25 protein-coding genes and 1 tRNA gene are annotated in these 23044 nt (G+C 70.8%); 18 read left to right on the top strand and 8 right to left on the bottom strand.

Going from position 1 to position 23044, the window contains the following annotated elements; all coding sequences use genetic code 11:
- Together tal and tkt are read right to left on the bottom strand one after the other, a co-directional pair.
- Positions 1-1119: a transaldolase gene (gene tal / locus R2B67_RS28910; RefSeq protein ID WP_161265352.1), complete on the bottom strand. Its 1119-nt coding sequence runs from the start codon at positions 1117-1119 to the stop codon at positions 1-3.
- A gap of 46 nt (positions 1120-1165) precedes the next feature.
- Positions 1166-3253 (bottom strand): transketolase, encoded by a 2088-nt coding sequence (gene tkt / locus R2B67_RS28915; RefSeq protein WP_317822155.1) that lies wholly within the window; start codon positions 3251-3253, stop codon positions 1166-1168.
- Positions 3254-3542: 289 nt separating this feature from the next.
- Here tkt and R2B67_RS28920 point away from each other — a divergent pair, with 289 nt between their 5' ends.
- Together R2B67_RS28920 and R2B67_RS28925 are read left to right on the top strand one after the other, a co-directional pair.
- The gene (locus R2B67_RS28920) at positions 3543-4496 is read left to right on the top strand and encodes a heme o synthase (protein WP_043184826.1); all 954 of its coding nucleotides are present in this window, start codon (positions 3543-3545) and stop codon (positions 4494-4496) included.
- Between the two features lie 95 nt (positions 4497-4591).
- Positions 4592-4969, top strand: a complete 378-nt coding sequence (locus R2B67_RS28925; RefSeq protein ID WP_018512159.1) for a hypothetical protein — start codon at positions 4592-4594, stop codon at positions 4967-4969.
- A gap of 60 nt (positions 4970-5029) precedes the next feature.
- Here the strand turns inward: R2B67_RS28925 and R2B67_RS28930 are convergent, their stop codons facing one another.
- From R2B67_RS28930 to R2B67_RS28940, 3 genes are all read right to left on the bottom strand, one after another.
- Complete coding sequence (locus tag R2B67_RS28930; protein ID WP_317822159.1) at positions 5030-6016, bottom strand: COX15/CtaA family protein; 987 nt, start codon at positions 6014-6016, stop codon at positions 5030-5032.
- A 76-nt stretch (positions 6017-6092) separates the two neighbouring features.
- Positions 6093-6860 carry an ABC transporter permease gene (locus tag R2B67_RS28935; protein WP_317822161.1) on the bottom strand — a complete coding sequence of 256 codons (768 nt, stop codon included), beginning with the start codon at positions 6858-6860 and terminating at the stop codon, positions 6093-6095.
- Complete coding sequence (locus tag R2B67_RS28940; protein ID WP_018512162.1) at positions 6857-7783, bottom strand: ABC transporter ATP-binding protein; 927 nt, start codon at positions 7781-7783, stop codon at positions 6857-6859. The genes R2B67_RS28935 and R2B67_RS28940 overlap by 4 nt, the downstream gene beginning before the upstream one ends.
- Before the next feature lie 136 nt (positions 7784-7919).
- Here R2B67_RS28940 and R2B67_RS28945 point away from each other — a divergent pair, with 136 nt between their 5' ends.
- From R2B67_RS28945 to R2B67_RS28980, 8 genes are all read left to right on the top strand, one after another.
- Entirely contained in the window at positions 7920-8663 is a 744-nt protein-coding gene (locus R2B67_RS28945) for a helix-turn-helix transcriptional regulator (RefSeq protein ID WP_237325273.1), read from the top strand.
- On the top strand, positions 8660-10081 hold the full coding sequence (gene sufB / locus R2B67_RS28950; protein ID WP_109977242.1) for a Fe-S cluster assembly protein SufB: 1422 nt from the start codon (positions 8660-8662) through the stop codon (positions 10079-10081). The genes R2B67_RS28945 and sufB overlap by 4 nt, the downstream gene beginning before the upstream one ends.
- A 99-nt stretch (positions 10082-10180) precedes the next feature.
- Entirely contained in the window at positions 10181-11362 is a 1182-nt protein-coding gene (gene sufD, locus R2B67_RS28955) for a Fe-S cluster assembly protein SufD (RefSeq protein ID WP_026241505.1), read from the top strand.
- Complete coding sequence (locus R2B67_RS28960) at positions 11362-11679, top strand: bifunctional 3-phenylpropionate/cinnamic acid dioxygenase ferredoxin subunit (RefSeq protein ID WP_018512166.1); 318 nt, start codon at positions 11362-11364, stop codon at positions 11677-11679. Before sufD ends, R2B67_RS28960 begins: the two co-directional genes overlap by 1 nt.
- A gap of 7 nt (positions 11680-11686) precedes the next feature.
- Positions 11687-12451, top strand: coding sequence for a Fe-S cluster assembly ATPase SufC (gene sufC / locus R2B67_RS28965; protein WP_018512167.1), 765 nt, complete (start codon positions 11687-11689; stop codon positions 12449-12451).
- Positions 12448-13716, top strand: coding sequence for a cysteine desulfurase (locus R2B67_RS28970; protein WP_317822166.1), 1269 nt, complete (start codon positions 12448-12450; stop codon positions 13714-13716). Before sufC ends, R2B67_RS28970 begins: the two co-directional genes overlap by 4 nt.
- 10 nt (positions 13717-13726) lie before the next feature.
- Positions 13727-14182, top strand: a complete 456-nt coding sequence (gene sufU / locus R2B67_RS28975; protein ID WP_010061311.1) for a Fe-S cluster assembly sulfur transfer protein SufU — start codon at positions 13727-13729, stop codon at positions 14180-14182.
- Positions 14179-14517 (top strand): metal-sulfur cluster assembly factor, encoded by a 339-nt coding sequence (locus R2B67_RS28980; protein WP_015607822.1) that lies wholly within the window; start codon positions 14179-14181, stop codon positions 14515-14517. The genes sufU and R2B67_RS28980 overlap by 4 nt, the downstream gene beginning before the upstream one ends.
- Positions 14518-14570: 53 nt before the next feature.
- Here the strand turns inward: R2B67_RS28980 and R2B67_RS28985 are convergent, their stop codons facing one another.
- Positions 14571-15020, bottom strand: coding sequence for a hypothetical protein (locus R2B67_RS28985; RefSeq protein ID WP_317822174.1), 450 nt, complete (start codon positions 15018-15020; stop codon positions 14571-14573).
- 75 nt (positions 15021-15095) lie between these two features.
- Between R2B67_RS28985 and R2B67_RS28990 the strand changes: the two genes are divergently transcribed.
- On the top strand, positions 15096-15461 hold the full coding sequence (locus R2B67_RS28990) for a VOC family protein (RefSeq protein ID WP_018512170.1): 366 nt from the start codon (positions 15096-15098) through the stop codon (positions 15459-15461).
- Positions 15462-15464: 3 nt separating this feature from the next.
- Here R2B67_RS28990 and R2B67_RS28995 read toward each other — a convergent pair whose 3' ends face one another.
- Entirely contained in the window at positions 15465-16448 is a 984-nt protein-coding gene (locus tag R2B67_RS28995) for a DUF7847 domain-containing protein (RefSeq protein ID WP_317822176.1), read from the bottom strand.
- 286 nt (positions 16449-16734) lie between these two features.
- On the opposite strand from R2B67_RS28995, the gene R2B67_RS29000 reads away from it, so the two are divergent.
- From R2B67_RS29000 to dapD, 3 genes are all read left to right on the top strand, one after another.
- Positions 16735-17061, top strand: coding sequence for a DMT family transporter (locus R2B67_RS29000; protein WP_018512172.1), 327 nt, complete (start codon positions 16735-16737; stop codon positions 17059-17061).
- Positions 17061-17615 carry a TetR/AcrR family transcriptional regulator gene (locus tag R2B67_RS29005; protein WP_317822178.1) on the top strand — a complete coding sequence of 185 codons (555 nt, stop codon included), beginning with the start codon at positions 17061-17063 and terminating at the stop codon, positions 17613-17615. The genes R2B67_RS29000 and R2B67_RS29005 overlap by 1 nt, the downstream gene beginning before the upstream one ends.
- 181 nt (positions 17616-17796) lie before the next feature.
- The gene (gene dapD / locus R2B67_RS29010) at positions 17797-18795 is read left to right on the top strand and encodes a 2,3,4,5-tetrahydropyridine-2,6-dicarboxylate N-succinyltransferase (protein ID WP_237325269.1); all 999 of its coding nucleotides are present in this window, start codon (positions 17797-17799) and stop codon (positions 18793-18795) included.
- A gap of 11 nt (positions 18796-18806) precedes the next feature.
- Here dapD and dapA read toward each other — a convergent pair whose 3' ends face one another.
- The gene (gene dapA / locus R2B67_RS29015) at positions 18807-19688 is read right to left on the bottom strand and encodes a 4-hydroxy-tetrahydrodipicolinate synthase (protein WP_317822181.1); all 882 of its coding nucleotides are present in this window, start codon (positions 19686-19688) and stop codon (positions 18807-18809) included.
- 169 nt (positions 19689-19857) lie between these two features.
- Between dapA and R2B67_RS29020 the strand changes: the two genes are divergently transcribed.
- From R2B67_RS29020 to R2B67_RS29035, 4 genes are all read left to right on the top strand, one after another.
- A complete protein-coding gene (locus R2B67_RS29020) occupies positions 19858-20511 on the top strand; it encodes a DUF4232 domain-containing protein (protein WP_317824975.1) in 654 nt (217 codons plus the stop codon).
- An 84-nt stretch (positions 20512-20595) separates the two neighbouring features.
- A complete protein-coding gene (locus R2B67_RS29025; RefSeq protein WP_317822182.1) occupies positions 20596-21309 on the top strand; it encodes an antibiotic biosynthesis monooxygenase in 714 nt (237 codons plus the stop codon).
- A gap of 102 nt (positions 21310-21411) precedes the next feature.
- The gene (locus R2B67_RS29030; RefSeq protein ID WP_317822184.1) at positions 21412-22911 is read left to right on the top strand and encodes a hypothetical protein; all 1500 of its coding nucleotides are present in this window, start codon (positions 21412-21414) and stop codon (positions 22909-22911) included.
- Positions 22906-22967 (top strand) — tRNA-Arg (locus tag R2B67_RS29035). The genes R2B67_RS29030 and R2B67_RS29035 overlap by 6 nt, the downstream gene beginning before the upstream one ends.
- Positions 22968-23044: the final 77 nt, after the last annotated feature.

A 23044-nucleotide genomic window follows, 5' to 3' on the forward strand; every position in this document is an offset into this window, starting at 1 on the left:
TCAGCCCTCCGAGGGGGCGAGGCGCGAGAGCTCCGCCTCGGTCGACTTGAGCAGGTCGTTCCAGGACGCCTCGAACTTCTCGACGCCCTCGTCCTCCAGCACCTGCACGACGTCGTCGTACGAGATGCCGAGCTTCTTGATCGCGTCGAGGTCGGCGCGGGCCTGGTCGTAACCGCCGGCGACGGTGTTGCCGGTGATCTCGCCGTGGTCGGCCACGGCCTCCAGGGTCGCCTCCGGCATGGTGTTCACCGTGTTGGGGGCGACGAGGTCGTCGACGTACAGGGTGTCCTTGAGGGACGGGTCCTTGACGCCGGTGGAGGCCCAGAGCGGGCGCTGCTTGTTGGCCTGCGCCTTGTCCAGCGGGGCCCAGCGGTCGGAGGAGAAGACCTCCTCGTACGCCTCGTAGGCCAGGCGCGCGTTGGCCAGGGCGGACTTGCCCTTGGCGGCCTTCGCCTCGTCGGAGCCGATGGCGTCCAGGCGCTTGTCGATCTCGGTGTCCACGCGGGACACGAAGAAGGACGCCACCGAGTGGATCTTGGAGAGGTCCAGGCCCGCGGCCTTCGCCTTCTCCAGGCCCGCCAGGTAGGCGTCCATGACCGCGCGGTAGCGCTCCAGCGAGAAGATCAGCGTCACGTTGACGCTGATGCCCCGGCCGATGGTCTCGGTGATCGCCGGGAGACCGGCCTTGGTCGCCGGGATCTTGATGAGCGTGTTCGGCCGGTCGACCAGCCACGCCAGCTGCTTGGCCTCGGCGACGGTGGCCAGGGTGTTGTGCGCCAGGCGCGGGTCGACCTCGATGGAGACCCGGCCGTCCTGGCCGCCGGTCGCGTCGAAGACCGGGCGCAGGATGTCGGCGGCGTCGCGGACGTCCGCCGTCGTGATCATGCGCAGGGCTTCCTCGACGGTGACCTTGCGGGCGGCGAGGTCGGTGAGCTGCTGCTCGTAACCGTCGCCCGAGGAGATCGCCTTCTGGAAGATCGACGGGTTGGTGGTGACGCCGACGACGTGGCTCTGGTCGATCAGCTCGGCCAGGTTGCCGGACGTGATCCGCTTGCGCGACAGGTCGTCGAGCCAGATCGCCACGCCCTCGTCGGAGAGGCGCTTGAGTGCGTCTGTCATGGGTTGCATCTCCTACTAGTCGTATATCTACGTCGTATATACGGCGTCAGCGCGCTGCGGCTTCGAGGGATTCCCGCGCTACGGCGGCCACGTTCTCGGCGGTGAAGCCGAACTCGCGGAAGAGGACCTTCGCGTCGGCCGAAGCACCGAAGTGCTCCAGCGAGACGATCCGGCCGGCGTCCCCGACGTACCGGTACCAGGTCAGGCCGATGCCCGCCTCGACGGCGACGCGCGCCTTGACCGACGGCGGGAGCACGCTCTCCTTGTAACCCTGATCCTGCTCCTCGAACCACTCGACGGACGGCATCGAGACGACCCGGGTCGGCACACCGGCCGCCTGGAGCTGCTCGCGCGCCTCGACGGCGACATGGACCTCGGAGCCGGTCGCGATGAGCAGCACCTGCGGCTCGCCACCCTCGGCCTCGAACAGGACGTAACCGCCCTTGGCCGCGTCCTCGTTCGCCTCGTACGTCGGCACGCCCTGGCGGGTCAGCGCCAGACCGTGCGGGGCGCCCACGCCGAACTCCTTGGTGTAGCGGCGCAGGATCTCGCGCCAGGCGATGGCGGTCTCGTTGGCGTCGGCCGGGCGCACGACGTTCAGGCCCGGGATGGCGCGCAGCGCGGCCAGGTGCTCCACCGGCTGGTGGGTCGGGCCGTCCTCGCCGAGGCCGATCGAGTCGTGCGTCCACACGTACGTCACCGGCAGGTGCATCAGTGCGGAGAGCCGCACCGCGTTGCGCATGTAGTCGGAGAACACCAGGAAGGTGCCGCCGTAGATGCGGGTGTTGCCGTGCAGCGCGATGCCGTTCATCGCGGCGGCCATCGCGTGCTCGCGGATCCCGAAGTGGATCGTGCGGCCGTACGGGTCGGCCTCCGGCAGCGGGTTGCCGACCGGGAGGAACGACGACGTCTTGTCGATCGTGGTGTTGTTCGAGCCGGCCAGGTCGGCGGAGCCGCCCCACAGCTCGGGCACGACATCGCCGAGCGCCTGGAGCACCTTGCCGGAGGCGGCACGGGTGGCCAGGGACTTGCCGGGCTCGAAGACCGGGAGCTTCTCCTCCCAGCCCGCGGGCAGCTCGCCCGCGGCGATCCGGTCGAAGTCGGCGGCGCGCTCCGGGTTGGCGGTGCGCCACGCGGCGAACGACTTGTCCCACTCGGCACGGGCCTCGCGGCCGCGGTCCAGGGCCTCGCGGGTGTGGCCGATGACCGCGTCGGAGACCTCGAAGGTCTGCTCCGGGTCGAAGCCGAGGACCCGCTTGGTCGCCGCGATCTCCTCGTCGCCGAGCGCCGAGCCGTGGGCCGCCTCGGTGTTCTGGGCGTTGGGGGCGGGCCAGGCGATGATCGAGCGGGCCGCGATGAACGAGGGGCGCTCGGTCTCGGCCTTGGCCGCCTGGAGCGCCGCGTACAGACCCGCCGGGTCCAGGTCACCGTTGGGCGCCTGCTCGACACGCTGGACGTGCCAGCCGTACGCCTCGTACCGCTTCAGGGTGTCCTCGGAGACCGCGGTCTCCGTGTCGCCCTCGATGGAGATGTGGTTGTCGTCCCAGAGCAGGACCAGGTTGCCCAGCTTCTGGTGGCCGGCCAGTGAGGACGCTTCGGCCGAGATGCCCTCCTGGAGGCAGCCGTCACCGGCGATGACCCAGACCGTGTGGTCGAAGGGCGAGGTGCCGGGGGCAGCCTCGGGGTCGAACAGGCCGCGCTCGTAGCGGGCGGCCATGGCCATGCCCACCGCGTTGGCGACACCCTGGCCCAGCGGGCCGGTCGTCGTCTCGACACCGGTGGTGTGCCCGTACTCCGGGTGGCCCGGGGTCTTGGAGCCCCAGGTCCGGAACGCCTTCAGGTCGTCCAGCTCCAGGCCGTAACCGGCGAGGTAGAGCTGGATGTACAGGGTCAGGCTGGAGTGGCCCGCCGAGAGGACGAACCGGTCGCGGCCGGTCCACTCCGCGTCCGCGGGGTCGTGCCGCATGACTTTCTGGAACAGGGTGTACGCGGCGGGAGCCAGGCTCATGGCCGTACCCGGGTGGCCGTTTCCGACTTTCTGTACGGCGTCCGCGGCGAGGACGCGGGCGGTGTCCACGGCCCGCTGGTCCAAATCGGTCCACTGGAGGTCTGTGGTGGTCGGCTTGTTGCTCACCCTGAGTCAGGGCTCCTCTCCACTGTTGTAAGCCGGTGACTGTTACCGCACCGGGCGTTGCCGAGCCTACCCCCGCCGCGGGGCACACTTCCCGAGCACTTTCCAGGGTGCGGGCGGCCCGCGCACTTCGCCTCCCGGCGGACGGACTCCGTACATCGCACAGTCACCCTCAACACGACCCCACCCCCGCGAAGGGCGGTGTATCCCCAACGTCTAGAGTGGTCGAGTTCGCGCAAGTCTTCACAAGGGCCTTTCCGGCCCGGAGCTTGCTGGGATTTCTCTGTCAGGGGTGTGCGTGACGGCCGTCGAGTCCCGACCCGCAGGGGTCGCCTTGACTCCCAGCCCAGGGGGCCATCGCCCGTTCGGGGCCCGTGTCAAGGCGTTCGTGGCGCTTACCAAGCCACGGATCATCGAGCTGTTGCTCATCACCACCGTTCCGGTGATGTTCCTCGCCGCCCAGGGCGTGCCCGACCTGTGGCTGGTGCTCGCCACCACGCTGGGTGGCTATCTCTCGGCGGGCGGCGCCAACGCGCTGAACATGTACATCGACCGCGACATCGACGCGCTGATGGACCGCACGTCGCAGCGTCCGCTGGTCACCGGGATGGTCAGCCCGCGCGAGTGTCTGGCCTTCGGTATCGCCCTCGCGGTGATCTCGACGCTCTGGTTCGGACTGCTCGTCAACTGGCTGTCGGCCGCGCTCGCTCTCGGAGCGCTGCTCTTCTACGTCGTCGTCTACACGATGCTGCTGAAGCGCCGCACCTCCCAGAACATCATCTGGGGCGGCATCGCCGGCTGCCTGCCGGTGCTCATCGGCTGGTCCTCCGTGACGAACTCCCTCTCCTGGGCCGCCGTCATCCTCTTCGCCGTCATCTTCTTCTGGACGCCGCCGCACTACTGGCCGCTCTCCATGAAGGTGAAGGACGACTACGCCCGGGTCGGCGTCCCGATGCTCCCGGTCATCGCCTCCAACCAGGTGGTGGCCCGGCAGATCGTCATCTACAGCTGGGTGATGGTCGGCGTCTCGCTGCTGCTCACCCCGCTGGGCTACACCGGCTGGTTCTACCTGTCGGTGGCGCTGCTGGCGGGCGGCTTCTGGCTCTGGGAGGCCCACGGGCTGCAGAACCGGGCCAGGGCCGGGGTGAGCGGCGCCAAGCTCAAGGAGATGCGGCTGTTCCACTGGTCCATCACCTACGTCTCGCTGCTCTTCCTGGCCGTCGCGGTGGACCCCTTCCTCCGCTAGTCATCCGGTCACCGGCCTCGACGGGCGGGTCACGTGGCACAAGCCACGCGACCCGCCCGTCGCCGTTCCCTCTACCCGTCGGTAGCATCCTGTCCATGGGAGAGACGGCAGCAGACGCAGCAGAGACCGGGCAGACCTCGCGGACGGACGCCAGGAAGGCGGCCCGTGCGGAGCGCAGGGCGGCGAAGCTGGCCCGTGAGATCGGGTCCTTCGCCAAGGAGCACGGCGGCGCCGAGGGGCAGCTCGCCTACATCGGCCAGGCGGGCGCCCGCATCGTCCTGGTCGGTCAGGACGGCGCCTGGGGCGACCTGGTGGCTCCGACGTACGCCGTGGCCGAGAGCGCGGCGGAGAAGTCCGGGATCACGATGCACGAGGAGTTCGACGGCGACTTCGCGCTGAAGGTCCGCACGGGCCCGTACGAGTGGTCGCGGATGGCCGGGATCCAGGTCGGCGGCCCGTCCAACGACAGCTGAACGGCCGTACGGAGAAGGGGCGGCGGGCATCTGCCCGCCGCCCCTTCTCCGTACAACCGTTCAGAGAGCCTGAGCCGACTCCCGCTGCTCGGCGGAGGCGGACGGGCCCGGCAGCGTGGCCGGCTCCTCGTCGCCGCGCTCGCGCATGCTCAGCACCAGGCGGACCACGGCGATCCACATGATGGCGGAGCCGAACATATGGACGCCGACCAGGATCTCGGGGACGTCGCTGAAGTACTGCACGTACCCGATCGCGCCCTGGGCGAGCAGCACGACCAGCAGGTCACGGGCGCGCGCCCGGGTGTCGGCGGGGGCGTCAACCACCCGCAGGGCCAGCCACATCGCGATGGCCAGCGCGCAGACCACCCAGGCGGCAATGGCGTGGATGTGTGCGGCGGCCGACCAGTCCCACGGCATCCGCGGTACGTCGCTGCTGTCGCCCGCGTGCTTGCCGGAACCGGTCACCGAGGTGCCGAGCACGATGAGGACCACGGTGGTCGCCAGGATCGCCCAGGAGAGGCGGCGTACCGGCAGGGGGGCGCGGGGGCGGGCCGGGCCGTCGCCCTCGCAGATCCGGACCCAGGTGATCACGGCGACCGCGAGGAGCAGGTTGGCGAGCAGGAAGTGCCCGGCCACCGTCCACGGGTTGAGCCCCGCCCAGACGGTGATGCCGCCGAGGATGGCGTTGCCGAGCACGATCCAGAACTGCGACCAGGCCAGCCGGGTCACCTTGCGGCGGCGCGGCTTCATCGAACTGACGGCGATGATCGCCCAGCCGACGGCGGCCGACAGGACGTACGTCAGCAGCCGGTTGCCGAACTCGATCGCACCGTGCATGCCCTGCGCGGGCGTAGCGAAGAGGCTGTCGTCGGTGCACTTGGGCCAGGTGTCGCAGCCGAGCCCCGAACCGGTCAGCCGGACGGCACCGCCGGTCACGATGATGAAGACGCTCATCAGGACGGCGGAGAGCGCGGCGCGCTTCACCACCTTGGTGGACGGCGTCCAGCGCTTGGCGATGGCAGTGATGGGGGTTTCCACGCGGACCATCGTAGGACGTGGCTTGTGCATGATTTCACGAGGGGTGGTTCGTGGCGGCTTGCCCGTGAGATCCCTGCTGCCGGGGCTACTCCCAGCGGAAGAACTTCGCCGCCGCGCCAAGCCCCAGCACCGCCCAGACCGCCAGGATCCCGGCCTGGCCCCACGGCATCGACGCGCCGTGCTGGAGGACGTCCCGCAGCCCCTCGGAGAGCGCCGAGATGGGCAGTAGCCCCAGCACCGACTGCACCGCGTCCGGGAACTTGTCCAGCGGCACGATGACCCCGCCGCCGACCAGCAGCAGCAGGAAGACCAGGTTGGCGGCGGCGAGCGTCGCCTCGGCCTTCAGCGTCCCGGCCATCAGCAGCCCGAGCCCGGAGAACGCGGCGGTCCCCAGCACCAGGAGCAGCAGCACGGAGAGCGGGTTGCCCTGCGGCGACCAGCCCAGCGCGAAGGCGATCGCCGTCAGCAGCAGCACCTGGAGCACCTCGGTGACCAGCACCGACAGGGTCTTCGCCGTCATCAGCGCCCAGCGGGGCAGCGGGGAGGCCCCGAGCCGCTTGAGGACCCCGTAACGGCGTTCGAAGCCGGTGGCGATCGCCTGGCCGGTGAAGGCCGTCGACATCACCGCGAGCGCGAGGATGCCCGGGGCCAGGAAGTCCACCGACGCGCCCGAGCCGGTGTCGACGATGTCGACCGCGCTGAACAGCACGAGCAGCAGCGTCGGGATGATCACCGTCAGCAGCAGCTGCTCCCCGTTGCGCAGCAGCATCCGGGTCTCCAGCGCCGTCTGCGCGGCGATCATCCGGGGGAGCGGGGCGGCGCCGGGGCGCGGGGTGTACGTACCGGCGCTCATGCGCGCAGCTCCTTGCCGGTCAGTTCGAGGAAGACGTCCTCCAGGGTGTGCCGCTCCACCGAGATGCCCTCGGGCATCACGCCGTGCTGCGCGCACCAGGAGGTGACGGTGGCCAGCAGCTGCGGGTCGACGGTCCCGGTGATGCGGTACGTCCCCGGGAGCGGCTCGGCGGCCTGGGAGCCGTCGGGCAGCGCCTTGACCAGGGAGCCGAGGTCGAGCCCCGTACGGCCGGTGAAGCGCAGGGTGTTCTCGGCGCCGCCCCGGCAGAGCTGCTCGGGGGAGCCCTGGGCGATGACCCGGCCCGCGTCGATGATCGCGACGTCGTCGGCGAGCGCCTCGGCCTCGTCCATGAAGTGGGTGGTCAGCACCACGGAGACGCCGTCTCCGCGCAGTTCGCGCACCAGGTCCCAGGTGGAGCGGCGGGCCTGCGGGTCGAGCCCGGCGGTCGGCTCGTCCAGGAAGACCAGCTCGGGCCGGCCGACGACCGCGAGGGCCAGGGCGAGGCGCTGCTGCTGGCCGCCGGAGAGCCGCCGGTAGGTGGTGCGGCCGCAGGAGCCGAGGCCGAGGCGCTCGATCAGGGCGTCCACGTCCAGCGGGTGGGCGTGCAGCTTGGCCATGTGGCGGAGCATCTCGTCGGCGCGGGCGCCGGAGTAGACGCCGCCGGACTGGAGCATGACCCCGATCCGGGGGCGCAGCCGCTCCGCGTCGGCGACCGGGTCGAGTCCGAGGACCCGTACGGTGCCGGCGTCGGGGCGGCGGTAGCCCTCGCAGGTCTCGATCGTGGTGGTCTTCCCGGCGCCGTTCGGGCCGAGGACGGCCGTCACCGCGCCCGACGCCACGACCAGATCGAGGCCGTCCACCGCGGTCTTCGTGCCGTACCGCTTCACCAGGCCCTTGACCTGTACGACGGGCTCGTTCTCCATGGCGCGTAAGTCTAGGCAGGGGTTCCGGTGGTCCCTCTGCCGGGGCCAGATTAGGTAACCCTAAGTGACGAACCACACCGTAGATCGTTCCGGACCGTGGTTGTCAGGGCCGAATGAATTACGCAACAATGGTGTTGTGAAATACGACGGACGGGCTCCTCAGGAGGAACTCGCGACCGGTGAGCGCTCGACGCGCAACCGGGTCGCGCGCTCCATCCTGGACCATGGCCCCTCCACCGTCGCGGACCTCGCCAAGCGCCTCGGCCTCACCCAGGCCGCCGTCCGCCGCCACCTGGACGCCCTCGTCTCCGACGATGTCGTCGAAGCCCGTGAACAGCGGGTCTACGGGGCGCGGACCCGAGGCAGGCCCGCCAAGGTGTTCGCCCTGACGGACTGCGGCCGGGACGCCTTCGACCAGTCCTACGACAAGCTGGCGGCGGACGCCCTCCGGTTCATCGCCGAGTCCGGCGGTGACGAGGCGGTCACCGCCTTCGCCCGTGCCCGGATGGCGGCGATGGGCGAGGCGTACCGCGCCGCGGTCGAGGCCGCGGAGCCCGAAGAGCGCACGGAGGCCCTCGCCAGGGCCCTGAGCGCCGACGGGTACGCTGCTACGGCGCGCAGCGCGCCGGGCCCGCAGCAGGGCGAGCAGCTGTGCCAGCACCACTGCCCGGTGGCGCATGTCGCCGAGCAGTTCCCACAGCTGTGCGAGGCGGAGACGGAATTCTTCTCCAGCCTCCTCGGGACCCATGTGCAGCGTCTGGCCACCCTCGCCCACGGCGACGGCGTGTGCACGACCTATGTGCCGCGCAGCGGCCAGGCAGCACCCCCACAGACCACCCATTCAGCATCTGCAAGCACGGCCGGGAGGAACCCCGCATGACGCTCCCCACGGAGACTGCCCACCCTGAGCTCGAGGGTCTGGGTACGTACGAATTCGGCTGGGCCGACTCCGACGCGGCAGGCGCGGCGGCGAAGCGCGGCCTGTCCGAGGCTGTCGTCCGCGACATCTCGGAGAAGAAGAACGAGCCCGAGTGGATGCTGAAGCTGCGGCTCAAGGGCCTCAAGCTCTTCGACAAGAAGCCCATGCCCAGCTGGGGCTCGGACCTGTCGGGCATCGACTTCGACAACATCAAGTACTTCGTGCGCTCCACGGAGAAGCAGGCGGCCTCCTGGGACGACCTGCCCGAGGACATCAAGAACACGTACGACAAGCTCGGCATCCCGGAGGCGGAGAAGCAGCGCCTCGTCGCCGGTGTCGCAGCGCAGTACGAGTCCGAGGTCGTCTACCACCAGATCCGCGAGGACCTGGAGGAGCAGGGCGTCATCTTCCTGGACACCGACACCGCGCTGAAGGAGCACCCGGAGCTCTTCAAGGAGTACTTCGGCACCGTCATCCCGGTCGGCGACAACAAGTTCGCCTCGCTGAACACGGCCGTGTGGTCCGGTGGCTCGTTCATCTACGTGCCCAAGGGCGTCCACGTGGACATCCCGCTCCAGGCCTACTTCCGTATCAACACGGAGAACATGGGCCAGTTCGAGCGGACGCTGATCATCGTCGACGAGGACGCCTACGTCCACTACGTCGAGGGCTGCACCGCCCCGATCTACTCCTCGGACTCGCTGCACAGCGCCGTGGTCGAGATCATCGTGAAGAAGGGCGGCCGCTGCCGCTACACGACGATCCAGAACTGGTCGAACAACGTCTACAACCTGGTCACCAAGCGGGCCGTGGCCTACGAGGGCGCGACCATGGAGTGGGTCGACGGCAACATCGGCTCCAAGGTGACCATGAAGTACCCGGCCATCTACCTGATGGGCGAGCACGCCAAGGGTGAGACCCTCTCCATCGCCTTCGCGGGCGAGGGCCAGCACCAGGACGCCGGCGCCAAGATGGTCCACATGGCGCCGAACACCTCCTCGAACATCGTCTCCAAGTCGGTGGCGCGAGGCGGCGGCCGTACGTCCTACCGCGGTCTGATCGAGATCGGCGAGGGCGCGCCGGGCGCGAAGTCCAACGTGCTCTGCGACGCTCTGCTCGTCGACACGATCTCCCGCTCGGACACCTACCCCTACGTCGACGTCCGCGAGGACGACGTGTCGATGGGCCACGAGGCGACCGTCTCCAAGGTCTCCGAGGACCAGCTCTTCTACCTCATGAGCCGCGGACTCACCGAGTTCGAGGCCATGGCGATGATCGTGCGCGGCTTCGTCGAGCCGATCGCGAAGGAGCTGCCCATGGAGTACGCCCTGGAGCTCAACCGGCTGATCGAGCTGCAGATGGAGGGTTCGGTCGGCTAGGTCCTCGTACGAGGATCCTGTGGGGCGGCCCTCGCGGCCGCCCCCGCCCCCACCGAACCACCCCCCTTCTTGACTGAGAAAGCGAGCACTACGACAGCCATGGCTGAGGCTCAGAACACTCCGGTGGGCTCCACCACCGCCGGCTCCATCGCGGTGGCCGCCGAGTCGACCGTCGCCACGCGCATGAGCGCGCCCCCGTCCTTCGACGTCGCGGACTTCCCCGTCCCGCACGGTCGCGAGGAGGAGTGGCGCTTCACCCCGCTGGAGCGGCTGCGCGGGCTGCACGACGGCACCGCCGTCGCGAACGGCAGCGGCGTGAAGGTCGCGATCGACGCGCCCGAGGGCGTCACCGTCGAGACCGTCGGCCGCGACGACGCCCGGCTCGGCAAGGCCGGTACGCCGGTGGACCGGGTCGCCGCCCAGGCGTACAGCTCCTTCGAGCAGGCCTCGGTCGTCACCGTCGCCAAGGAGGCCGTGCTCGCCGAGCCGATCCGGATCACCGTGCACGGCGAGGGCGGCACCGCCTACGGCCACCAGCTCATCGAGCTGAAGGCCTTCGCCGAGGCCGTCGTCGTCATCGACCACACCGGTGACGCGGTGCTCGCCGCCAACGTCGACTACGTCCTGGGTGACGGCGCCAAGCTGACCGTCGTCTCCGTCCAGGACTGGGACGACACGGCCGTCCACGTCGCCCAGCACAACGCGCTGGTCGGCCGGGACGCCTCGTTCAAGTCGATCGTCGTCACCTTCGGCGGCGACCTGGTCCGCCTGCACCCGCGGGTCGCCTACGCGGCGCCCGGCGGCGAGGCGGAGCTCTTCGGCCTGTACTTCACCGACAAGGGCCAGCACCAGGAGCACCGCCTCCTGGTCGACCACAACACCCCGCACTGCAAGTCCAACGCGGTGTACAAGGGCGCACTCCAGGGCGACGGCGCGCACGCCGTCTGGATCGGCGACGTCCTCATCCAGGCCGCGGCCGAGGGCACCGACACCTACGAGATGAACCGGAACCTCGTCCTCACCGACGGTGCCCGGGTCGACTCCGTGCCCAACCTGGAGATCGAGACCGGCGAGATCGTCGGCGCGGGCCACGCCTCGGCGACCGGCCGCTTCGACGACGAGCAGCTGTTCTACCTCCAGTCCCGCGGTATCCCGGCCGAGGAAGCCCGCCGCCTGGTCGTGCGCGGCTTCTTCGCCGAGCTGGTCCAGCAGATCGGCCTGCCGGACGTGGAGGCGCGGCTGCTCGACACGATCGAGGCCGAGCTGAAGGCGTCCGTCTGATGACCTTCGTCAAGGCCTGTGCGCTGAGTGAGCTGGAGGACGACACCCCGATGCGGGTGGAGCTCGACGGCACACCCGTCTCCGTCGTCCGCACCGAGGGCGAGGTGTTCGCGATCAACGACATCTGCTCGCACGCGAACGTGTCGCTCTCGGAGGGCGAGGTGGAGGACTGTGCGATCGAGTGCTGGCTGCACGGCTCGTCGTTCGACCTCCGCACCGGCAAGCCGTCCGGCCTTCCCGCGACGCGCCCCGTCCCCGTATACCCCGTAAAGATCGAAGGGGACGATGTGCTCGTCTCCGTCACCCAGGAGTCCTGAGTCACCCATGGCAACGCTTGAAATCCGCGACCTGCACGTCTCCGTCGAGGCCGACAACGCCACGAAGGCGATCCTCAAGGGCGTCGACCTGACCGTGAAGCAGGGCGAGACCCACGCCATCATGGGCCCCAACGGGTCCGGCAAGTCCACCCTCGCGTACTCGCTGGCCGGTCACCCCAAGTACACGATCACCGGCGGTACGGTCACCCTGGACGGCGAGGACGTCCTGGAGATGTCCGTCGACGAGCGCGCCCGCGCCGGCCTCTTCCTCGCCATGCAGTACCCCGTCGAGATCCCCGGTGTCTCGGTCTCCAACTTCCTGCGCACCTCCGCCACCGCCGTCCGCGGCGAGGCGCCCAAGCTGCGTACGTGGGTCAAGGAGGTCAAGGAGACGATGGCCGGGCTCCAGATGGACCCGGCCTTCGCCGAGCGCAACGTCAACGAGGGCTTCTCCGGCGGTGAGAAGAAGCGCCACGAGATCCTCCAGCTGGAGCTCCTCAAGCCGAAGATCGCCGTCCTGGACGAGACCGACTCCGGCCTGGACGTCGACGCGCTCAAGACCGTCTCCGAGGGTGTCAACCGGGTCCGCGCGACCGGCGAGGTCGGCACGCTGCTGATCACGCACTACACCCGCATCCTGAAGTACATCCAGCCCGACTTCGTGCACGTGTTCGCCAACGGCCGGATCGCGGCCTCCGGCGGTGCCGAGCTGGCCGACCAGCTGGAGAACGAGGGCTACGAGGCATACACGAAGGGTGGCGCTTCCGCGTGACTGACGCCCGACAGGGGCTCACCGGCCTCCTCGACACCGAGGCGATCCGCAAGGACTTCCCGATCCTGGACCGCACGGTCCACGACGGCAGGAAGATCCTCTACCTGGACTCCGCGGCGACCTCGCAGAAGCCGCGCCAGGTCCTCGACGCGCTCAACACGTACTACGAGCGCCACAACGCGAACGTGCACCGAGGCGTCTACACGATCGCCGAGGAGGCCACCGCGCTGTACGAAGGCGCCCGTGACAAGGTCGCGGCCTTCATCAACGCGCCGAGCCGCAACGAGGTGATCTTCACCAAGAACGCCTCGGAGTCGCTCAACCTCGTGGCCAACATGCTCGGCTGGGCTGACGAGCCCTACCGGGTGGACCGCGACACCGAGATCGTCACCACGGAGATGGAGCACCACTCCAACATCGTGCCGTGGCAGCTGCTCGCGCAGCGCACCGGCGCGAAGCTGAAGTGGTTCGGCATCACCGACGACGGCCGGCTCGACCTGTCGAACATCGACGAGATCATCACCGAGAAGACGAAGATCGTCTCCTTCACGCTGGTCTCCAACATCCTGGGCACCGTCAACCCGGTCGAGCCGATCATCCGCCGCGCCCAGCAGGTCGGCGCGCTGGTCTGCATCGACGCCTCGCAGGCCGCCCCGCACATGGTGCTGGACGTGCAGGCGCTCCAGGCCGACTTCGTGGCCTTCACCGGCCACAAGATGGTCGGCCCGACGGGTATCGGCGTGCTCTGGGGACGGCAGGAGCTCCTGGAGGACCTGCCGCCGTTCCTCGGCGGCGGCGAGATGATCGAGACCGTGTCGATGCACTCGTCCACCTACGCCCCGGCGCCGCACAAGTTCGAGGCCGGTACGCCCCCGATCGCACAGGCCGTCGGCCTCGGCGCGGCCGTGGACTACCTCTCCTCGATCGGCATGGAGAACATCCACCAGCACGAGAAGGCGATCACCCAGTACGCGGTGAAGCGCTTGCTGGAGGTCCCGGACCTGCGGATCATCGGTCCGGCGACGGCCGAGGACCGCGGGGCGACGATCTCCTTCACGCTCGGCGACATCCACCCGCACGACGTGGGCCAGGTCCTCGACGAGCTGGGCATCTGCGTCCGGGTCGGCCACCACTGCGCCCGCCCGGTCTGCCTGCGGTACGGAATTCCCGCGACGACGCGAGCGTCGTTCTATCTGTACTCCACGCCCGCCGAGGTCGACGCACTGGTGGACGGGCTGGAGCACGTCCGGAACTTCTTCGGGTGAGGGCGTAACGGTGAAGCTTGATTCCATGTACCAGGAAGTGATCCTGGACCACTACAAGCACCCCCACGGGCGCGGCCTGCGGGACGGCGACGCCGAGGTGCACCACGTCAACCCGACGTGCGGTGACGAGATCACGCTCCGGGTGAAGTACGACGGCGAGACCATCGCCGACGTGAGCTACGAGGGCCAGGGCTGCTCCATCAGCCAGGCCTCCGCCTCCGTGCTGAACGAGCTGCTCGTCGGCAAGGAGCTGTCCCAGGCGCAGAAGATCCAGGACGCCTTCCTGGAGCTGATGCAGTCCAAGGGCCAGCTGGAGCCGGACGACGCGATGGAGGAGGTGCTGGAGGACGCCGTGGCGTTCGCCGGTGTCTCCAAGTACCCCGCCCGGGTCAAGTGCGCGCTGCTGAGCTGGATGGCGTGGAAGGACGCGACGGCCAAGGCGCTGTCCGAAGGGAAGACCGCATGAGCGAGAACGAGACCGCGACCATGAAGCCGGCCTCCGAGGAGGAGGTCCGCGAGGCGCTGTACGACGTCGTCGACCCCGAGCTGGGCATCGACGTCGTCAACCTGGGCCTGATCTACGGCATCCACGTCGACGACGCCAACATCGCCACCCTCGACATGACCCTGACGTCCGCGGCCTGCCCGCTGACCGATGTCATCGAGGACCAGGCGAAGTCCGCCACGGACGGCATCGTCAACGAGCTCCGGATCAACTGGGTCTGGATGCCGCCGTGGGGCCCGGACAAGATCACGGACGACGGGCGCGAGCAGCTCCGCGCGCTCGGGTTCAACGTCTGACCTCGAGCTTTCCCCGTACGACGCGAACGGGAAGCGCGTCGTACGGGAAGAGCTCAGGCGAGCGGGGGCGCGGGCCGTGCGCCACGGAGCGTGCCCCGGACCTCCCCGGCGCAGACCAGCGCGATGACCGCACAGGCCGCCACGGCCACCACCGCGACCAGGCTGTCCGGCCCCAGGGACTCCCGCAGGGCCGTCGTCGCGAAGCTCACCGCGACGACGACCTCGGTGCCCCCGAGCACCGCGAGCCACACGGCCCGTACGCCACCCGGCACCCGGGCCCGTACGGACTCCGAGCCCAGCAGCGCCGCCCCGCCGGCGGCCGGCAGGACGAACGCCAGCAGCAGCCCGTCGAACAGGGCATGCGCGACGGGCGACGGGTCCGTGTGGTCGATCTCGGCGGTGCCGGGCCCCGACTGGGCGAACAGCAGCCCGAAGAAGCCCAGGTAGGCGACCTGGAGGCAGAGCAGGACGGGCGCGACCCCGTGGATGAGCAGGCGTTTCACGTGTGGTCTCCGAAAGGTGCTTCGTAAGTGGGGGTGCGGGTGCGGGCGCCGTGACCGCCGGGCACACTGTCCGGCATGGCCGTCCGCATGTATCACCTCGCCGTCGATGCCCATGACCTGCCGCTCCTGGCCCGCTTCTGGAGCGCCGTGCTGGACTGGCAGGTGCTCTTCGAAGACGAGGACGAGATCGTCATCGGCGCGCACGAGACCGCGCTGCCGGGCATGTGCTTCCTCCCCGTGCCGGAGGGGAAGACCGTCAAGAACCGGCTGCACATCGACCTGACCCCCGACGACCAGGACGCCGAGGTGGAGCGCATCCTCGCGCTCGGCGCACGGCGGATCGATGTCGGCCAGGGGCCGGACGCCACTTTCGTGGTGCTGGCCGATCCCGAGGGCAACGAGTTCTGTGTGCTGCGCCCGAAGCGGACGCTGACCGACTGAGGCCTACGAGGGTGTGGCCGGGGGCGGCCCGTACTGCTCCGGCAGGTTCTGTGCCGCCGCCTCCGCCAGGACCGGGGCCAGGTTCTCGTTGCGCATCCGGAGGTCCACGTACAGCAGTCCGGTCATCAGGGGCGGGAAGATCGACGAGAAGAGCTGGCTGACCAGTCCGCTGATCATGGACAGCACCACGAAGCCGCCGAACAGGGCGAGGATCTCCCCGCCGCTCGGTTCGCCCGTCATCTCCGTGCTGTCCAGGGAGCCGGGGATCATGCCGAGCGCCTGGAACGGCATCTGGATCATGTAGCCGACCACGGACGCCAGCCCGAAGGCGAGCAGGGTGATGCCGAGGACCCGCCACCAGCTGCCCTGCACCAGCCGGGCCGAGCGGCGGAGCGCCGCGACCGGGCGCTGGGCCTCGAAGACCACGATCGTCGGGGCCAGGGAGAACTTCACCCAGAGCCAGATCGCGACCGGGGCGATCACCAGCCAGCCGAGGAGGCCGAACAGGAGGAGCGGTCCCGCGGTGTCCGAGTCGCCGAGCGAGACGAAGTAGACCACGGTGGCGACCATGGTGAACATGATGAGCAGGAAGGGGATGGCCACGGCCAGGGCCAGCAGGAACACCGTGCCGATCATGGCCCACACCCGCGACCAGGCCCGCCGCCATACCGTGCCGAAGCCGATCGGGCGGCCCAGGACCGCTTCCTGGAGGACCACCGGGACCGCCGCCTGGACGACGGCCGACGCCAGCAGGTAGGCGATGACGCCGATGACCATCAGGACGCCGAACGCGATGCCCAGCGGGACCAGTTGGGCCGTGTCCGGTTCGCCGGGCCCGGTCAGGTCCTCCCAGTTGGCCGCCACGGTGGAGAAGGCGATGGCCACCCCGATACCCAGCACGGCCGTCGCCGCGCCGAAGAGCGCCAGCGCTATCCCGACCAGCGGCTTCCAGTAGCCGCCGATCGTCGCGAAGGCGCCGCTGAGCATGTCCGAGACCCTCAGCGGCGCCAGGGGTATCACCCCCGGCTTGGGCGGTGCCGCCCATCCGCCGTTCCAGCCACCCGGTCCCTGCGCTCCCCCGTGGAAGGGCCCCCCACCGTGGGGCGCGCCCCCGTACGGGCCACCGCCCCACCCTGCGTCCTGCGCCACTGTCACTCCGCTCCTGTCCTCGGCCCGTGGTCCCGGGCCGTGTCATCGGTCGGCACACCGTAGCGCCCCTGGCGTGGGCCGATGATATGTACGATCGTACGCAACGATGCGTACACTCGTACACATGGGATACGCATACGGACTGCTGGCCGCGGCGATCGCGGCGGAGGTGGCCGGGACGACGGCCATGAAGTACAGCGAGGGGTTCACCCGGCTCTGGCCCTCGATCGGCACGGCGGTGGGGTATCTGATCGCCTTCACCCTGCTCGCGCAGACCCTCAAGACGCTCTCCGTGGGCACCGCGTACGCGATCTGGGCCGGCGTCGGCACGGCGGCCGTGGCCCTCATCGGGATCCTGTTCCTGGGGGAGTCCAGCAGCCTGGTCAAGATCGTGGGGGTCGGTCTGATCGTCGTCGGGGTCGTCGTGCTCAACCTGGGGGGAGCCCACTGATGGCCCGCCGGTACGACCCCGAGCGGCGTACGCGGATCATCGACGCGGCGCTGCGGGTGATAGCGGCCGACGGGATAGCCGGGCTCAGCCACCGCACCGTGGCAGCCGAGGCCGACGTGCCGCTCGGCTCGACCACGTACCACTTCGGCTCGCTGGACGAGCTGCTGACGGCCGCCCTGCGCCGGTCCAACGAGAATTTCGCCCGGGCGCTGCGCGACAGCGAGGTGTGCGCCGGGGACGCGTCCTCCGCCTCCGGCCTCGCCGATGAGCTGACCCGGGTGCTGGGGGAGTGGTTCGAGGGCGACCGGGGCGCGATCGAGCTGGAGTACGAGCTGTACCTCGCGGCCCTGCGCCGCCCGGTCCTGCGTCCCGTCGCCGCGGAGTGGACCGCGTCGGCGGTCGAGGTGCTGTCCGCGCGCACGGACCCGGCCACCGCGCGGGCGCTGGTCGCGCTGCTGGACGGCGTCTGCCTCCAGGTGCTGCTGACCGGCTCCGCCTTCGATCCGGCCTACACCCGCGAGATGCTGGCGCGGGTGGTGGACGGCTGCGCCTGAGCGGCCGGGGCCGGGCCTGAGGGGCGCGGGCCGGGGCGGGTGCGGGTCAGCCCAGGCTGCGTACGGTCTTCAGGGGCGCGACGGGAGCGGTCGCCAGGGCGGGACCGGGGGCCGCCGGGGGAACGGCCGGAAGCTGAGACCGGTTCGCCCGAGCGGGCCCTGGCCGGTTAGGTTTCTGTCCATGACCGACACGACTTCCCAGGCCACTTCCCGTACCACCGGCGCCGTCGCCGCCGGCCTCGCCACCGTCGCCGGTGACGGCACCGTCCTCGACACCTGGTTCCCCGCCCCCGAGCTCCAGCCCGAGCCCGGCCCGGCCGGTACGCAGCGGCTCACCCCGGACGAGGCCGTCAACCGCCTCGGTGAGGGCGCCGCCAAGGCCATCGGCGTGGACGCCCGGCGCGGCGTCGAGGTCGTCGCCGTCTCCACGGTCATCTCCTCGCTGGAGGACAAGCCGCTCGACGCGCACGACGCGTACCTGCGCCTGCACCTGCTCTCGCACCGGCTCGTCCAGCCGCACGGCCAGAACCTCGACGGCGTCTTCGGCCTGCTGGCCAACGTCGCCTGGACCTCGCTCGGCCCGGTCGCGGTCGACGACCTGGAGCGGGTCCGCCTGAACGCCCGCGCCGAGGGGCTGCACCTCCAGGTGACCTCGGTCGACAAGTTCCCGCGCATGACGGACTACGTGGCCCCCAAGGGCGTACGCATCGCCGACGCCGACCGGGTCCGCCTCGGCGCGCACCTCGCCGCCGGGACCACCGTCATGCACGAGGGCTTCGTCAACTTCAACGCGGGCACCCTCGGCACCTCCATGGTCGAGGGCCGTATCTCCGCGGGCGTCGTCGTCGGCGACGGCTCCGACATCGGCGGCGGCGCCTCCACCATGGGCACCCTCTCCGGTGGCGGCAACGTCCGCATCGTCATCGGTGAGCGCTGCCTGGTCGGCGCGGAGGCCGGCGTCGGCATCGCGCTGGGCGACGAGTGCGTCGTGGAGGCCGGGCTGTACGTCACGGCCGGCACCCGCGTCACGCTGCCGGACGGCCAGGTCGTCAAGGCCCGTGAGCTCTCCGGCGCCTCCAACATCCTCTTCCGCCGCAACTCGGTCACCGGCACCGTCGAGGCCCGCCCGAACAACGCGGTGTGGGGCGGCCTGAACGACGTCCTGCACGCCCACAACTGATCTTCTACGGATCAGGCCGCGAGGAGCTCCTCGTACGCCGCACGCAGCCCGTCGACCGCCTCGCGGCCGGCGGGCTGCAGCGGTTCCCGGACCGGGCCCGCGTCCAGCAGGGCCTTCGCGGTGACGGTGCCGGGCAGCCCGCCCGCCATCATCAGCCCGGCCAGCCGGACCGTCAGCCCGTTGAGCCGCGCCGCCTCGTCCGTCCGCCCCGCGTCGAACGCGTCCAGCGGCGCCCGCATCTGACGCGGGACCACGTTGGCGACCGTGCTGACATAGCCCGCGCCACCCAGCGCGTACAGCGGGAGGTTCAGCTCCTCGCACCCCGAGTAGTACGCCAGCCCGGTGCGGGCGATCACCTTCGTCGACCCGAGCAGGTCGTACGCGCAGTCCTTCACCGCGACGACGCGCGGGTGGTCCGCGAGCCGCAGCAGGGTCTCCGGCTCGATCCGGACGCCGGTACGGCCGGGGATGTCGTACAGCATCAGCGGTACGCCGGTGGCCTCGGCGATCCGCAGGAAGTACGTCTCCACGGCGGCCTGCGGCGGCCGGCTGTAGTACGGCGGCACCACCAGCAGCCCGTCCGCGCCGGCCTCCTCGGCCTCGCGCGCGAGCCGCACCGCGTGCGTGGTGTCCGCGCTGCCGACCCCGGAGAGCAGCGGCACCCCGTCACCGACCTCTGCCCGGACCGCCCGCAGCAGGTCCGACTTCTCCGCGTCCGACGTGGTGGGCGACTCCCCGGTGGTGCCGCTGAGCACCAGCCCGTCGCACCCCTCGGCCACCAGGTGGGCGGCGTGGGCGCGGGCGGCGTCTAGGTCCAGCGCCCCGGTGGCGGTGAACGGCGTGATCATGGCGCAGAGGGCGCGGCCGAAGGGGCGGGGCGCGGTGGCAGTCATGTCCGAAGTGTCGGCTCCGGTGAGCGTGAAGGTCCACTTAGATCTGCTTGTCCGGACCGGGAAGAGATGCTGAACAGTGCCGTGGGGGAGCCCGCCCCTGACATGATCGAACACGCGGACGGCGTACGGCCGGAGGGCTGTCATGAGGGGCGGGCGAGGGATGGGCGCGATGGGCGAGCGGGTGCGGGGGCGGACGCGGACGTGGAGACCGGCTGCGGTGGTGGTGCTCCTGACGGCGCTGACCGGCTGTTCGGGATTCCTCGTCCCGGCCGGTGAGGGCGAACGCGAGCCCACCCCGACCGCCCGGGCCGCGACGCCGCCCCCGTCCTCCGTCAACCCGCCACCGGTCGCCGACGCACCGGCGCAGGGCCCGGACCCGTCCCGCACCGCCACCCCCACCGGCACGTGTCCCGCCTCCGGGGCCGTGGTGACCATGGGGGAGGTGCAGGCCGTGATGATGAGCCGTGCCGCCGTCCTCACCCTGACCAACTGCGGCTCGAAGCCCTACCGGGTCGACGGCTACCCCTCGGTCCAGGCGCTCGGCGAGGACGGTGAGCGCCTCCCGGTGAAGGTCAACCCGGCAGGGTCGGTATTCGGCCAGGACAAGGGCCCCGAGCCGCGCACGCTGAAGCCGGGCGCCACCGTGAGGTCGATGCTCGCCTGGGTCTCCACCCAGGAGGGCGGCGAACTCGTCATGGCCGACGCGCTGGAACTGGCCGCCGCGCCCGACGCCGGGGCGCGGGTCCAGCCCTTGGAGGGCCACGACATCCGGTACATGGACGAGCTGAACATCACGGCCTGGCGGGCGGAGCTGCCCGAGTGACCGCCCTTGACCTCAAGCGGACTTGAGGTGTGACGGTGGTGGCAACGTCGCACCGGACGGTGCGCGTGAGAGGGGAGAGCCACCATGACCGTGCAGATCACCGACCGCCCGGACCCGGCCCGTGACGACGCCGGGATCGCCAGGGCCAGTACCTGGGACGTCGGTACGCCGGAGCGTCAGCGGCAGGCCGTCGACGCCATCCGGAAGGCGTGGGAGAGCCGGGAGTGGCCGCACCCCGGGCTGCTCTCGTACAGCGTCTACGCGGGCGAGGACGGCAGGACCCTGCTGCACTACTCCCAGTGGTCCGGCGAGCAGGCCTACCAGGACTTCGTCCGGGAGAGCCGCGACGCCCGCAACGCCGACATCGACGCCGCCGTGCCCGGCATCGAACGCCGCGCCCCGCACACGTACGAGCTCTACCGCTCCGGGCTCCGGGCTGAGGGCGACACCCGCGAGCCCGGGTGCGTCGTGATCGTCGACGCGGAGTTCGCCGGCCCCGATCCGGCGCGGCAACGGGACTGGGTGGACGCCGTGTTCGAGGCGCTCGGCGAGGACCCCCACACCCCCGCCGGCGGCATCGCCGCACACTTCCACGTCAGCACCGACGGCACCCGGGTCCTCAACTACGCCGAGTGGGAGAGCGCCGGACACCACATCGCGGCACTCGCCGCGCCCGGCGAGGGGGTCGGTTCGCCGTCGCCGCTGTGGGAGCGGGTGCTGAAGTATCAGGGTGTGACCGGTGGGGGCGTGAACCGTTACACACCGGCGCTCAGCATGGAGGCGGGCGCGGGCGCGTGAAGGGCGCGCCGGGCGGCGGGCGGTGAATGACGTCTAGGCTTGGACGGCTGAACCGCGTACGCCCTCCGTACGCTCCCGAGCACGCACCGAGGAGAACTCCCGATGTCCGCAGAGCGTCCCATCCTGCCGCCGGTGCGGCTGCACTCCGAGGCCGAACTGGCGCGGGACGCGCTCGCCGCACCGCTGTTCGTGCGCGCCGTGGAGCTCGCCCGCTGGGCCGGCCCGGACACCCGGGTCGGCGCGGGCGGCGAACTCGTCGAGGCGCACCTGCCCGCCGCCGCCGAGCACCTCGGCCTCCCCGCCGACGAGGAGGGCGCCGCGTACGCCAGCGAGGCCTGGCGGCTCGCCGTGGACACCGGGCTCCTCGACGTGACGGACCCGGAGGAGGGGGAGCTTCCGGACGGGGCGGGCGGTTCGGAGGAAGCGGAGGCCGAGGGCACCGTCACCGCGGGCGAGAACCTGGCGCTGATCACCTCCGGCTCCCCGCAGGACATCCTCTCCATCTGGCTCGACGGCCTCGACGCCGTGCACGCCGACGCCACCGCGCCCGTCCTGGACGACTTCGCGGACCTCGTCGGCGAGGACGGCTCGATCGACTTCGACGCCCTGGACTGGGACCCGGAGGCCGAGGCGGAGTTCCTCGACGGCGTTCTCGGCAACCTCTACCTGCTCACCCTCGCGGACAACGGCGCGGGCGACGGCCCGGTGCCGCTGCCCGCCCTCGCCGCGTCGATGATCGTCCCCGACGACATGGGCGAGCCCACCGACGACATCCTGGAGCAGGTGTCGGAGGCGATGATGCGGCTCGACGACCAGTTCCGGCTCCTCGAACCCATCGGGATCGTCGCGTACCAGCCGGTCGACGAGGCGTTGATGGTCGAGGAGGGTGAGCCGGTGGACGCCTCCGCCGCCGGGGCCGACGAGGAGGACGTCACCCGGTACGGGATGGTCAAGCTCACCCCGCTCGGCCTGTACGGCGTCCGGGCCCGGATGCTGGAGGCCGGGGTGGACGCCCCCGCCGTCGGCGACCTCGCCGACAAGGGCGCCGACACCCTTCTCGACGGCATCGCGCACTACCCGGAGCCCGCCGCCCGCGCCGAGATCCAGCTCTGGCTCGCCGGGCGCGGCAGCCAGGGCGCGGTCGCGGCGGCAGCCGAACTGCTGGCGGCGGCACGCGGCACGGACGAGGGCGCACCGCTGCGCCGCCTCCACTGCCAGCAGGCACTCGCCCTCGCCGGCGCGGAGGCCGAACCCGCCGTACGCGCGGTCCTCGGCGACCAGGAACTCGGCGGCCTGGCCCGGGTCTGGCTCGCCGAGCACGGCGCGACCGACGTCCCGCCCCCGCCGGAGGCGATGATCTTCTGGCTGGCCATCGACACGATCGCCGCCCAACTGGACGCCGACGGCGAGCTCGACGAGCTCCAGGGCCTGGTCGAGGGGCTCTCCGCCCAGCACAGCGGCTTCTTCGACGAGGTCTGGCGCGTCGACCACCCGGCCACCGCCGACGTGCTGGAGGCCATGGGCCGCCTGCACAGCGACAAGAAGGCGGCGAAGGACGCCCGGAAGGCGGCGTTCAAGGCCCGGTCGCGCGCGGGGGGCTGAGGGGCTGGAGCACCGCTCTCCTAAAGCGGGTGTCGCAGGTTCACATCCTGCCGGGGGCGCGAGCGCCTCATGAGCAGTCCGACGACGAAGTAGGTGGGTTTCCCAGCTCGGAACGGCCTACGCGAGGATGCTG

The sequence above is a fragment of the Streptomyces cyaneofuscatus genome, assembly GCF_033109485.1.
Classification (GTDB): Bacteria; Actinomycetota; Actinomycetes; order Streptomycetales; family Streptomycetaceae; genus Streptomyces; species Streptomyces cyaneofuscatus.